Here is a 13,242-nt window from a genome sequence, read left to right as displayed (position 1 = left end):
CAATTGTTGTTTGATGTTCCCTTTGTCTTATCGCGCATCTTTATCCGAAAACCGCCTCATACTTTTCGGGATGCGCTCTTGCTGGCCTGGCCGCTTTCCGGCTCTTTTGACCACTCTTATGCATGTTCCTCCGTCATTGTTTTCATCGGTCCTCTCTTATCGTCCCATGTACCAGTTCGGCAGCCACATCGCGATCTCCGGAAAGATCATCAGAATGATGATGGTGAGCACCATGAGAAAGAAGAATGGCACGATTGAACGATAGATATCGATCAATGTCACCTCTTTGGGCGCTAACGCGCGCATCATGAAGAGATTGTACCCGAAGGGTGGGGTAATATAGGCGATCTGGCAGGTAATGGTGTAGAGAACACCGAACCATATCGGGTTAAAGCCGAGGCTTTTGACCAGAGGAATATAAAGTGGGGCGACGATCACCAGCATGGCCGTATCATCAAGAAACATGCCCAGCACGATAAACGACAAGAGCATGAGAATGAGGATCGACCACGGCGAAAGATCGAAGGTGCCGAGCAGGATTTTTTCAATAGCCTTTACTGCCCCCAGCCCGTCATAGACCGATGAGAAGCAGAGTGCAGCCAGAATGATCCAGAGAAACATGCAGGTGACGGTGAGACTGTTCAGCGTCGATGTTTCCAGCACCCGACGATTGAAGCGGCCAGTGAAAATTGCTGCCAGCGTTGCAAGCAGGGCGCCCACGGCGGAGCTTTCGACAAGGCTGGTTACGCCGGTCAGAAACAGCCCCATCATGGCGCCGAACACCACAAGCGGCAGGATGCCTGCACGTAGGGCTACGAAACGATCATGCCATGTGATGCTTTGGAGTTCTTCTTTCGGCAGGGTCGGTCCGAGCTCCGGCTGCAAACGGCAGCGAATATAGATGTAAATCGCAAAGAGGGCGGCCATCAGCAAGCCGGGGCCGATACCTGCAAGCCAGAGCTGAAGAACCGGTTGACGCGCGATCATCGCATAAAGCACGAGAACCACACTAGGCGGGATCAGAATGCCGAGCGAACTGCCCGCCTGAATAACGCCCGTCACCATAACCTTGTTATAGCCACGCTTCAAAAGTTCGGGCAGGGCGACCGTCGCACCAATGGCCATACCAGCCACGCTCAGACCGTTCATGCAGGAAATGATGACCATCAGGCCGACGGTTCCAAGTGCCAATCCGCCGCGAATGCCGCCGAACCACACATGAAACATGCGATAAAGATTGCTGGCGATGCCGGACTCCGAAAGCATGTAACCCATGAACACAAAGAACGGCACCGTGATCAGCGGATACCAGTTCAGTACCGCGAAAGTGGCGTTGTAGGGCATCTCGAAAGAGCCTTTGCCCCACAACAGAAGTGCAGCGATTGTGCCAACAAATCCGATGACGCCAAAGACGCGCTGCCCGGTCATCAGCAGCAACATCATTGTGGCGAACATGAAAAGGGTGATGAATTCGGAGCTCATATGTGATGGCCTTCCTCAATCGCCGGGCCTGCAACAGTGCTAATTGTCTTGCCGCGTAACGACGCCCAATCCTTGAAGAAGTTCGAGATGCATTGCAGAAGGAGGAGGAAGATGCCCACCGTCATGATGAGCTTGATCGGCCAGAGCAACGGCGCCCATGCGGTATAGTTTTTCTGGCTGTAGGTGATTGCGTAATTGGTGGATGAAATCCCGCCCATCACCATTACACCAAGGTAAAAGATGATGAAGAGGATAGTGATCATGTCGGTGATAGCCTTCTTGCGCGGGGTAAGGCGATCAAAGAACAGATCCATTCGCACATGCGCGCCCTGTTGCATGGCATAAGCTCCACCGAGCAGATAATAGGCCGAAAGCAGGAATTGGGACATTTCGAGCACCCAATTCACCGGAACGCCCAAAACGACACGTGAGAAGGTCGAATAAAGAAGACATGCGCCGAGCACGAAGAACAAATACATCGCAAAACGGCCGACATAGTAGTTCAGTGCATCAACATATTTGACGAACAGTCTGATTGGCTTGGGCATTTCCCGCTCCTTCAGGCTCTCGATCCGGCGAATTGTGCTTGAGAGGCAAACTCGTTTTCAATGACTGCGAATATCGTGGCGAGCCGCTCGGCCCATTGTGCCTGCGTTTCTGCACTGGCGATTTCGTTGTTGCGCAACTCGATCATCACACAAGGCGTGTTGCGTGGACGCGCATGGCGTTCCAGCGTGTAATAAACCCGGTCGGCGGGCGCGTAAGGCTCGTTGATGCCGACATTCAGGCTCTTGTCTTGCGTAAGCGCTGCAATCAGCGGTTTTGCGATGCGATCATCTTCATCATGGATGATGCCGATATGCCAGGGTCGTGAAATGTTGCGATAGACCGGTGTGAAAGAGTGGATGGTAACAATCCACGATGGCAATCCACGCTTGGCGCGTTCTGAAATCACTTCCTCGACGCAAGCGTGGAAAGGACGGTGTGAATGATCGATCCTTTTGCTGCGTTCAATCGCACTCAAATTGTGATTGCCGGGTATGATCGTTGTTTCGCTGATCTCCGGGATCAGGTCCGTGGCGTCGAGCGGTCGATTGCAGTCAATCAGCAAACGAGACAGCCCGGACTCGATCAGAGGAGCATTCAGAATTGCACTCAGCAGACGTGCAACCTCAACCGCTCCTGGATCCCAGGCAATATGCGCTTTCAGTGCCTCAGTACTTAAACCAAGACCCTTGAAGCGTTCAGGAATGAAGTTTGAAGCATGTTCGCAGACAAGCAGCCAAGGGCTGTTGCCATTCCCATTGACGACAATAACAGGCATGCACGAAGCCGTGCGATTTTCTCGCTCGTCCGTCATTCGGTTTGTTCCCCGCGCTGTAACTTATGTTACGTTTTTTCAGATTATGCGCTATTGCGGATTATTTGATACGGCATATGATAATTTGTCAAACACAATTTCGCCCAAATTTGAAAAGGGCAGACTTGAATGGAAACAGCGTGCAGACGAGTGCCACAATCGCCGAACTGATCAATGAACGGATTGATGCAATGCCCGCCGGTGAGCGCAGCGCAGCGCAGACACTGATCGCAAATTATCCCATGCTGGGTTTGAAAACGGTCGCCGAATTTTCAGCGCAGGCGGGGGTCAGCTCGCCCACAATTCTGCGCTTCGTCAATCGTCTCGGTTTCCAGAATTACCCTGATTTTCAGGCTTGTTTGCAGGATGAACTTGCTGCGCAATTGCAATCGCCACTTCACCGCAATGAGCGACCGGATAGAGAGCAGGACAAGGCTTATCCGGCTGTCGAGCATACGCTTGAAAATATTCGCGAAAGCTTCCGGCATTTGGGCGAAAAGCAGCTTAAGCAGGCGGTTGGTGCGCTTTGTAATTCCAGGGGCAATGTCTATCTGATCGGCGGACGCTTCACCGACCCTATCGCGCAGTATATGGCAGCGCATATGACCGTTATCCGCCCGAATGTCTTCCATCTTGGTGGACAGGAAAGTGTCTGGCGGGATCGTCTGCTTGATATGGGCAAACGCGATGTGCTGGTGGTCTTTGATATTCGACGTTACCAGGACAGTCTCCTAACGCTGGCTGAGAAAGCGCGGGGGCGAGGTGTGGAAGTGATCCTTGTTACCGATCAGTGGCTTTCGCCCGTCGCGCGCGTATCACGTCATGTGCTTGCGGGCCGCATTGCTGTGCCGTCTGCATGGGACTCATCGGCGGCACTTTTCGTGCTGGCCGAAACGATCATTCGTGAAATGACCCGCGTTCTAGAAAAAGACAGCGCGGCCCGTATCGCAGAACTCGAAGCGCTCAGATAAACTCTGCTTTGTATCAGCTGTGCATGAAGCTTTTTGCACGCTGTAAGCTTAAGGCTCGGACCCCCTCGAACAATCAGCGGAATATTTCTTGCCGGGGTTTAAGAATCTTTATTTGCCTGCTTTGGGTGCTTTGAACACGGGAAGCGGGTAAGTTTTACCAAGGACGATACCGGCTTTCTGCAACACGTCTTCCGGGGCGGCATAGGGTTTATGAATCCAGCGATCCGGTAATGCGGCGATTTCCGGCACCCATTTGCGTACATAGCCACCGTTGGTATCGAACTTGTCACCTTGCAATACGGGATTGAATACGCGGAAATAGGGCGCTGCGTCCATGCCGCAACCGGCAACCCATTGCCAGCTCCCCGGATTGCTGGCGATATCGGCATCCACCAGTGTGTCCCAGAACCATTTTTCGCCGTCGCGCCAATCGATCTGCATGTTTTTGCTGAGGACCGAAGCGACCAGCATCCGCACGCGGTTATGCATCCAGCCGGTCGCCCAGAGTTGACGCATCCCGGCATCGATCATCGGAACGCCGGTATTGCCTTTTTTCCAGGCTTCAAACGCTTGCGGATTGCTCTGCCACTCAATGTCAGTCAGCGTATCGCGCATATCATTTTCGGCGATATCTGGACGATAGTAGAGCTGGTGATAATGAAAATCCCTCCAGATCAGCTCGGAGAGGAACTTTTCGCCACCGGTCTGGGTGTCTGGATGTTCATCCATCAGCGAAAGCGTGGCATACCATGCTTGTCTTGCGCTGATTTCACCAAAACGCAGATGGGGCGAAAGTTTTGATGTGCCTTCGATATCGGGACGATCACGATCACCGGCATAGTTGCGAATGGTCTGATCGAAGAAATGATATAACTGATTGATGGCAGCCGCTTCGCCTATCTCCCAAAGGCCATTCATTTTTTTTGACCAGAAAGGCTGCTTTTGAGCCTCTCGTGCAGGCCTGTGCTTGAGCGCGGACCGTTCGACATTCCATTCAAGCGATGACAGCGGCTTGCTCACACCCTGCTGTCGCAGAGTTCTGGCATAGGGTGTGAAGACTTGATAGGGGCCACCGCTGCCGCTTTTGATCTCCCAGGGTTCGGCCAAGAGATTGCCTGCAAAGGACTCCACATTAAGTCCCTTGTCTTTCAATATGGACTTTACGCTGGCATCAACATCCCGCTCTTGTGGAGCATAGCGACGGTTCCAGAAAACAGTATCAAAGCCATTCTCCGCTATCAGGCTTTCAATAACATTGAGCGCATCGCCGCGCACCACAAGCAACTCGACATTGCGTTCGTTAAGTCTTTTTTCAAGTAAGCTGAGACTCTGTTCCAGCCACCAGAGCACGGCGCCACCGGGGGTGCGCAACTGCGGATTGGTTTCATGTACATATAGCGCTGTGATCTTGCCACCCAGCTTAACGGCGGCATGAAGGGCAGGATTGTCAGCAAGTCGCAGATCGTTGCGTAGCCAGACAAGCGCATTCGCAGTCATTCATTATTCCTCAATGGCACCCAGTTGCATATGAATAATACGTGTCCCTTACCAGATCGGATCAGTGAACATCGCTTTTCAGGTACATAATTAGAAGTGCTGGGACTTTCTCAAGGTGGGACTGCGCGATAATTGTTTCATCCATTGCAGGACTGCGTGCTTCATTTGTCTCGATCATTGATTAAATTTTAATCAACTGTCTATTTTGCAAGCATATCCTGAATGCATGACATGCCTTTGTCGCGAGTTCATTTCGTTTGAAGATCCAAGTGCATCAAATTCTATATTTTAATATAGTGTATTCAATTGGTTATGATTTTTTATGTCTGATTTTTTCGGTTTCTCAGTTCTGGCACGCTAATTGCTTCTATAAAATGGAGCGCGATGAATTGCATGAGATGGACTGTGATGTGTCGCGGATTGGTTGATTACGCAGAACAAAAGAGACTAGGCTATGACAAAATTTAAGCTCGAATACATCTGGCTCGATGGCTACACTCCAACCCCTAATCTGCGTGGTAAGACACAGATTAAGGAATTTGATGCGTTCCCGACGCTGGAACAGCTGCCATTGTGGGGATTTGATGGTTCGTCCACATTGCAGGCAGAAGGCCGTAGCTCTGATTGCGTGTTGAAGCCTGTCGCGATCTATCCGGATCCAGCGCGCACCAATGGCGCACTTGTTATGTGTGAAGTCATGATGCCAGATGGTGTCACACCGCATGCATCCAACAGCCGCGCGACGGTTCTCGACGACGCCGACGCATGGTTTGGCTTCGAGCAGGAATACTTCTTTTACGAAAACGGCCGCCCGCTCGGTTTCCCTGAGCAGGGTTTCCCGGCACCACAGGGCCCTTATTATACCGGTGTTGGCTACAAGAACGTTGGCTCCATTGCGCGTAAGATCGTTGAAGAACATCTTGATCTCTGCCTTGCTGCGGGTATCAATCACGAGGGTATCAACGCAGAAGTTGCCAAAGGTCAGTGGGAATTCCAGATATTCGGTAAAGGCTCGAAGAGTGCTGCCGACCAAATCTGGATCGCTCGCTATCTGCTTCTTCGCCTTTGCGAACAGTATGGGATCGACATTGAATTCCATTGCAAGCCGCTTGGCGATACCGATTGGAATGGTTCGGGTATGCACTGCAACTTCTCGACGAAATTTATGCGTGAAGTGGGTGGTAAAGCTTATTTCGAAGCGCTTATGGCTCAATTCGAAAAGAACCTTCAGGATCACATCGACGTCTATGGCCCGGATAACCACATGCGTTTGACTGGCAAGCACGAAACGGCCCCTTGGAACAAGTTCTCCTACGGGGTTGCTGATCGTGGTGCTTCTATTCGTGTGCCACACTCGTTCGTGCAGAACGGTTATAAGGGCTATCTCGAAGATCGCCGTCCAAACTCGCAGGGCTGCCCTTATCAGATCGCTTCCCAGGTTCTCAAGACGATCTCAGAAGTACCGCTCGACACAGCTGAAGCGCTGGCAGCATAACTTCCAATACGAAGTTGAATAATAAAAAAGCCCAATGGGAAATCTCCCATTGGGCTTTTTTGTTTAAGCGCTGAAAGATGTTTTTTAAATTATCTCATGATTGAGATTTAAAGCTTAGCTCTTTTTGCGGCTGCGCAATTCGGGGTTTAGGTCCAGCTCCCGTTCATAGGAAATCAATCCTGTCGCATAAGCTTCCTGTCGCGCAACGCTCCAGTACTTCAGTTCATCAAGCGGAATTTGTGCGCCTGTTACCGCACAGACGACATAGGAGCCGTGCTTCACGATTTCAAAATCGCCGTCGAGATAACGTAGCACTGCTTCTGACGAGCGCGGTGATTCAAATTTGTTCATGTTATAATTCCTTGATCTCGAAAGAGTTCTACCGTCTTCCGAACAATCGTTCAATATCCGTAAGCTTCAACTCGATATAGGTCGGGCGTCCGTGATTGCATGTGCCGGAGCCGGGCGTCGCTTCCATATCGCGCAAGAGTGCATTCATTTCTTCTGGTTTTAAGCGTCGTCCTGAACGCACGGAACCGTGACACGCCATCGTTGCGGCTACATGGTTGAGCATGGCTTTCAGACCGTCAGATGTGTCATGTTCCGCGACTTCATCGGCCAGATCGCGGATCAATTGTTGTACATTCATTTCACCCAGCATGGCAGGGGTTTCGCGCACCGCAATCGCGCCTGGGCCAAACTGTTCGATGCCCAGCCCGAAACGGGCCAATGTTTCTGCATGGGATGACAGCCGCTCGGCATCCTCTTCCGCGAGATCGACAATCTCAGGGATCAGCAGCATTTGTCCAGGGATTGGACGCGAATGCAGTGCATTTTTCAGCGCTTCATAGACAAGCCGTTCATGCGCTGCATGCTGATCGACAATGACGAGACTGTCTTCGGTTTGCGCGACGATATAATTTTCATGAATTTGCGCGCGCGCTGCACCGAGTGGCTTCTGCATCAGTTCAACCGATGCTTCCGAAATTGTGGCGCGCGCATCTGCAGCGGGTTTCACGAGAGTCTCGATAACAGTCTGCGATTCTTCGCGAAATGCTGGAAGATGATCGAAATCGAGCGGCTTATGCGCGGGGTGCGCTGTTTGAGGCGACCATTCACTACGTGGGGCTGGAGCGGATGTACGCCAGTTTTGTGAGGTATAATTGTTGGTGGCTGGGCGAGGTTGAAATCCTTCGGCTCGAAACGCTTGTAACATGGCTTCCGCACCGCTGGTTGCCGGGCGTATTCCAGATTGTGCAAGCGCTTGTTTGATAGAGCCAACGATCAGCCCGCGCACAAGACCGGGATCGCGGAAGCGGACGTCTGCTTTTGCGGGATGCACATTCACATCGACCTGCGCCGGATCAATTGTCAAAAACAAGACTGCAACCGGATGGCGATCACGTGCGATCACATCAGCATATGCGCCACGAAGCGCGCCGAAAATCTGCTTGTCGCGAATGGGACGCCCATTCACATATGCAAACTGGTGCAATGCATTTCCGCGATTAAATGATGGAATACCAACAAAACCGGCCAATCGCACGCCATCGCGTTCGGCATCGATATGCAGCGCATTATCTGAAAATTCTTTGCCGAGAATCTGTCCGATACGTTCCAGTGTTGCCTCGGCGCCTGTTCCCGTTGCCGGAAGCTCAAGCGGGGTGCGATCAGAGCCCGAGAGGGAGAAGCGCACATGGGGAAAGGCAATAGCAATGCGTTTTATGACATCGGTGATCGCAGTTGCTTCGGCGCGATCCGTCTTCATGAATTTAAGACGGGCAGGGGTGGCGTAGAAAAGATCACGCACTTCAGCAATCGTACCGCGATTAAGTGCTGCGGGACGTGGGCCGTCCAGATGCCCGCCGCTTACGGCAACTTCAAAGCCGGATTCGGCATCTTGCGGTCGAGATTTGAGGGTGAGTTTTGAAACGGAACCGATCGACGGCAAGGCTTCGCCACGAAAGCCCAGCGCACGAATATCATTCACATCATCGCTGAGTTTCGAGGTGCAATGGCGCGAAACGGCAAGCGGAAGTTCAGAGGATGGAATACCGGAACCATTATCGGTCACGCGCAGCAGCGTTTTTCCGCCACCGGCAGTCACAACTTCAATGCGGGTTGCGCCCGCATCGATTGCGTTTTCAACAAGTTCCTTGATCACGCTGGCGGGACGTTCAATCACCTCGCCAGCGGCAATCTGGTTGATAATGGTTTCGCTCAGGTGCCGGATTGTCATGAAGCGATTATAGCGGATTCGCACTTGCGAAGAACCGCTAATTCGTCGTCCATAGGATCAGGTTCGCCCATAAATGTCGTCGAAGCGAACGATGTCATCTTCGCCAAGATATTCACCGCTTTGCACCTCAATCAGAATCAGCGGCAGAATGCCTGGATTTTCCAGACGATGCTTGAAGCCACATGGGATATAGGTGGACTGGTTATTGGTCAGAAGGATTTCGCGTTCGCCATTAACCACCTTCGCTGTGCCGGAAACAACAATCCAGTGTTCAGACCGGTGGTGGTGAGCCTGCAGGCTGAGACGGCTGCCGGGTTTCACCTCAATACGCTTGATTTTAAAGCCGTCGCCTTCCTCTAGTACTGTATAGGTGCCCCATGGCCGGTGTGCCGTCCGATGCAGTTTGGCAGCTTCGTGGCCCTGCGCGCGCAGCTTGTTAAAAACTTTGCGTACATCCTGTGCTTTGTCGCGATGGGCAACCAGAAGCGCGTCCGGTGTATCGACGACAAGCAGATCGTGGACACCTACAAGGCTTACGAGGCGGGTTTCCGATAGAACAAAGCTGCCTGTCGTGTCTTCAACAACCGTTTCACCACGCAGTCGGTTACCATCTGCATCTGGCGTAATCAGATCGGCCATTGCTGCCCATGATCCAATGTCCGACCAGCCACAGGACACTGGAATGCAAGCGATATTCTGCGCTTTTTCCATGACTGCATAGTCAATGGAAATGGCAGGCGTTGCTGCAAACTGATCCTTCGCTATTTCCAGCGTTCTGGTATCGCCATTTACACCACGTCGCGACTGTTCGAGTGCGGCCTTTGCGCCAGCGAGAACATCGGGTGCGTGAAGCTGCATTGCAGCTATCATCGTGGCTGCCTGGAAGCAGAACATACCCGAATTCCAGTAATGATGGCCACCATCAACGTAAACCTGAGCGGTGGCCGCATCCGGCTTCTCAACGAAGCGCAGCACATCGGTGCCGTCAACTTCGATATAACCAAAGCCAGTTTCCGGGCGGTTCGGCACAATGCCGAATGTGACGATACGACCCGTCTCCGCAATAACGCGTGCCTTGCGGACTGCTTCAGCGAATGCAGGTTCATCTTCGATCAGGTGGTCGGCTGGCATGACGAGTAGAACGGTGTTCTCACCATAGGTCGCGGCAGCCTGAAGAGCGGCAAGCGCGATGGCTGGAGCGGTGTCACGTCCAAGCGGTTCCAGCAGGAACGTATTCTCAATTTTACGAGCGCCGGCAGCGGCATAGGCATCAAGCGTCAGGAAAAGAAAATCGCGATTGGTGACGGATAGGATCTGATCAACACCATCGAGATTCGCAGCGCGTGCGTAGGTTTTACCGATAAGCGTTCCACCATCCGGGAGTTCGATAAATGGCTTGGGATGCGCATCACGCGAAAGCGGCCAGAGCCTTGAGCCAGAACCGCCACTGATAATAACTGGAATTAGGCTCATTTTTCTCAAGCTTCCTTTGTAGCGTTACGGGCGATTTCAAGACCCATCGTCAATAGTTCGGCGGCCTGCGCTGCGTCAGACGCTTCGACATAACAGCGAAGTTCCGGTGCATTGCCAGAGGCGCGATAATGTATTGCGTTACCCGATGCAAAGAAGAGCTTCACACCATCGATTGTTTCAAGACGAATAACTGCATCCGTTAAGGGAAACAGGCGCAAACGCGCTTCTTCCTGTGTGATAACAGAAAGAAAGGCAGCAGTTTTTTCCTGAGCTACGTTTTGTAAACGATCGCTTAACGCAACGCGAAACCCATAGCTAAGGGCAATTTCAGAAAGCGGCTTGTGCGCCTGCTTTATGGTGCTCAGGCATGCCAGAATAGGTAAGAGCGCGTCACGTGTGGGGAGGGCGGACAATTGCTTTCCGCTCATTTCCAGCGTGCTACCGAGCAATACCCCGCCATTCGCTTCAAATCCGACAACACTTTTTGCGTTTTCGTTCAGTGCTTCCTGCATGCCCGCGATTACATAAGGCGAGCCGACACGTGTGCGTAGAACGCGCGCGAATTTTCCGCATTCTTCAAGGGCGGTATTGGAGGTGACCGGTGTAACGATTACATCAGCCCCGGCCCAAGCGGCAGTGATGGCGCCGACAAGATCACCACGCACGAATTGCCCGTTTTCATCAGCGATAAGCGGGCGATCTGCATCACCATCGGTCGATACAATTGCATCGAAATTATCTTGCTTTGCCCAGTTCGCAAGAAGATCAATATCTTCTGGTCGCAGCGCTTCGGTATCCACTGGAACAAAAACATCGGAGCGGCCAAGCGGTACTGTTTTCGCACCGAGATTCTTGAGTACTTGGGTGAGGAGATCACGCGCCACTGAAGAGTGTTGATAGACGCCAATTTTCAAACCCGCGAGGACTTTCGTTCCGAGCAGTTTGATATAACGTTCGGCATAGGCGTTGATTGCTTCATCGTCTGCTGGCAGATGTGCAGCTTTACGCGCTACAATGTCGTCCGGAAGGGCGGCATAGGCGGCACTGATTGCAGCCTCGTCATCCTTGTCGATTTCGCCGTCTTCCCGATAAAACTTCAGGCCGTTACGATCATCCGGGATGTGGCTACCGGTAATCATGATACACGGTGCACCTTGTGCCATGGCGAAATAGCTTAGAGAAGGCGTCGGCAACACGCCGCAATTGATCGGAGTAAATCCTGCATCTTCGATAGCCCCCATGGCAAGCGCTGCAATGTCGGGGCTCGAAGGGCGCAAATCCTGTCCGACGAAAACACGATCTCCCGCTTTAAGTTTTCCTCTCGTATGGAGCATCTGGACGAATGCCAGTGAGTAGGCATAAGCAGGGAGGCCATTAAGCTCGGTTGCCAGTCCTCTGAGGCCGCTTGTGCCGAATTTGAGGGAGTTTTTTGCCATGCGGTTTCCGAGCCCGTTTTCCATATGAAAAGTAATCTGCTGCAAATAAGATTGCGTTGTAAAAGCTGCTTCTCCTATCGCGTATCTTACGCATCGTTTCAATCATTGCATGCATATGTGGTTATCGAGAACTTTCCGATCAAACATAATCGCGGTGTGCTGGCAAGTTGAGGTCAGACAGACTTTCTGCCTCAATCACTGCGCGGGCTACCGCCTGGGCCATGACAGTTGCTGCAATTGCGCCAATAGCCGTTACATCAGCTTCAATACCGGTTGCCTGGCCGGTCGAGAGCGCGAAGATCGTATCGCCATCCCACATTGTGTGGATCGGATTAATCGTTCGCGCAAAGCCATCATGCGCCATGCCAGCGATCTTCTTTAGTTCAGCCTTGTTGAAAGGTACATTGGTTGCAATTGCTCCAATGGTTGTATTGGCGCCGCCAGACTTGACGACATTGCGGCCCTGCATGATCGAATCCATGATATTGCGGAAGCCCTTGCCGTCTTCATTGCGTGCGCCAGCCAGAATTTGCTGCGAATTCGGCGCATAGACATCGCCGACAGCATTGACCGCGACAATCGCACCCACCACCACTTCGGTACCAGGCACCTTGTAGCTTGCAGTGCCGAGGCCACCTTTCATGGCGTAATCCATGCCGAACATCTTGCCGACGGTGGCGCCTGCACCAGCACCGATATTCCCTCCACCCGACGCTTCTGTTTTCGCTGCCTTACAGGCAAGATAGCCTGCTTCTTCATCCGGGCGGATCGAAAAATCACCGACGCCGAGATCCATGAGAACAGCCGCAGGAACAATAGGAACGACACCCTTGCCAATCTTGAAGCCGAGATTGTTCTCTTCAAGATAGCGCATAACGCCTGTTGCGGCATTCAAGCCATAGGCGCTGCCACCCGATAGAAGAACAGCATTTACCTTCTCTACAAGGTTTATAGGATCAAGCAGGTCTGTCTCGCGCGTTCCGGGAGCAGAGCCGCGCACATCGACGCCAGCGACAGCGCCTTCCTCGCAGAGCAGAACCGTGCAGCCGGTCGGACGTTTTGTCAGTGTGTGATGGCCGAGCTTTATTCCCGGTACATCGCTGATGCTTCCGCCCATCAGTTTGAGCATTTTCGTGTTTCCCCCGTCTGCCGCTTCTGCATGAGAGACAATGAATGGTATTGTCCCAAGTCCTGCAAGTGATTTTGTGAATGTGCGTCTGTCCATAATCCTAATTCCCACTCCCCTTGGTCTGAAAGGACATTAGTCAGCAAAGAGTTTGCAATAAATA

The 13,242-nt window shown here is 52.3% G+C and carries 11 protein-coding genes; 2 read left to right on the top strand and 9 right to left on the bottom strand.

Going from position 1 to position 13,242, the window contains the following annotated elements:
* Positions 1-156: 156 nt before the first annotated feature.
* From H5024_RS11820 to H5024_RS11810, 3 genes are read right to left on the bottom strand one after another with little or no spacing between them, the layout of a single operon-like run.
* A complete protein-coding gene (locus H5024_RS11820) occupies positions 157-1,482 on the bottom strand; it encodes a TRAP transporter large permease subunit (RefSeq protein WP_187547068.1) in 1,326 nt (441 codons plus the stop codon).
* The gene (locus H5024_RS11815) at positions 1,479-2,030 is read right to left on the bottom strand and encodes a TRAP transporter small permease subunit (protein ID WP_187547065.1); all 552 of its coding nucleotides are present in this window, start codon (positions 2,028-2,030) and stop codon (positions 1,479-1,481) included. The genes H5024_RS11820 and H5024_RS11815 overlap by 4 nt, the downstream gene beginning before the upstream one ends.
* Before the next feature lie 11 nt (positions 2,031-2,041).
* Positions 2,042-2,842, bottom strand: coding sequence for an N-formylglutamate amidohydrolase (locus tag H5024_RS11810; protein WP_187547062.1), 801 nt, complete (start codon positions 2,840-2,842; stop codon positions 2,042-2,044).
* 77 nt (positions 2,843-2,919) lie between these two features.
* Between H5024_RS11810 and H5024_RS11805 the strand changes: the two genes are divergently transcribed.
* Positions 2,920-3,813 carry a MurR/RpiR family transcriptional regulator gene (locus H5024_RS11805; RefSeq protein ID WP_348770691.1) on the top strand — a complete coding sequence of 298 codons (894 nt, stop codon included), beginning with the start codon at positions 2,920-2,922 and terminating at the stop codon, positions 3,811-3,813.
* Between the two features lie 108 nt (positions 3,814-3,921).
* On the opposite strand, the gene H5024_RS11800 is transcribed toward H5024_RS11805, so the two are convergent.
* Positions 3,922-5,310, bottom strand: coding sequence for a deoxyribodipyrimidine photo-lyase (locus H5024_RS11800; protein WP_187547058.1), 1,389 nt, complete (start codon positions 5,308-5,310; stop codon positions 3,922-3,924).
* A 454-nt stretch (positions 5,311-5,764) separates the two neighbouring features.
* Here H5024_RS11800 and H5024_RS11795 point away from each other — a divergent pair, with 454 nt between their 5' ends.
* Entirely contained in the window at positions 5,765-6,805 is a 1,041-nt protein-coding gene (locus H5024_RS11795) for a glutamine synthetase beta-grasp domain-containing protein (RefSeq protein ID WP_187547055.1), read from the top strand.
* A gap of 114 nt (positions 6,806-6,919) precedes the next feature.
* On the opposite strand, the gene H5024_RS11790 is transcribed toward H5024_RS11795, so the two are convergent.
* From H5024_RS11790 to H5024_RS11770, 5 genes are all read right to left on the bottom strand, one after another.
* Complete coding sequence (locus H5024_RS11790) at positions 6,920-7,156, bottom strand: DUF2093 domain-containing protein (RefSeq protein ID WP_187547053.1); 237 nt, start codon at positions 7,154-7,156, stop codon at positions 6,920-6,922.
* A 28-nt stretch (positions 7,157-7,184) separates the two neighbouring features.
* Entirely contained in the window at positions 7,185-9,044 is a 1,860-nt protein-coding gene (gene mutL / locus H5024_RS11785; RefSeq protein ID WP_187547051.1) for a DNA mismatch repair endonuclease MutL, read from the bottom strand.
* Between the two features lie 57 nt (positions 9,045-9,101).
* The gene (locus H5024_RS11780) at positions 9,102-10,517 is read right to left on the bottom strand and encodes a mannose-1-phosphate guanylyltransferase/mannose-6-phosphate isomerase (RefSeq protein WP_187547049.1); all 1,416 of its coding nucleotides are present in this window, start codon (positions 10,515-10,517) and stop codon (positions 9,102-9,104) included.
* 5 nt (positions 10,518-10,522) lie between these two features.
* The gene (locus H5024_RS11775; RefSeq protein WP_187547047.1) at positions 10,523-11,953 is read right to left on the bottom strand and encodes a phosphomannomutase; all 1,431 of its coding nucleotides are present in this window, start codon (positions 11,951-11,953) and stop codon (positions 10,523-10,525) included.
* 139 nt (positions 11,954-12,092) lie between these two features.
* Positions 12,093-13,178 (bottom strand): P1 family peptidase, encoded by a 1,086-nt coding sequence (locus H5024_RS11770; RefSeq protein ID WP_187547045.1) that lies wholly within the window; start codon positions 13,176-13,178, stop codon positions 12,093-12,095.
* Between the last annotated feature and the right edge of the window lie 64 nt (positions 13,179-13,242).

The sequence above is a fragment of the Ochrobactrum sp. Marseille-Q0166 genome (assembly GCF_014397025.1).
GTDB lineage: Bacteria > Pseudomonadota > Alphaproteobacteria > Rhizobiales > Rhizobiaceae > Brucella.
Note: the sequence above shows the minus strand (reverse complement) of the source record. Positions and strands in the feature narration are given on the sequence as shown.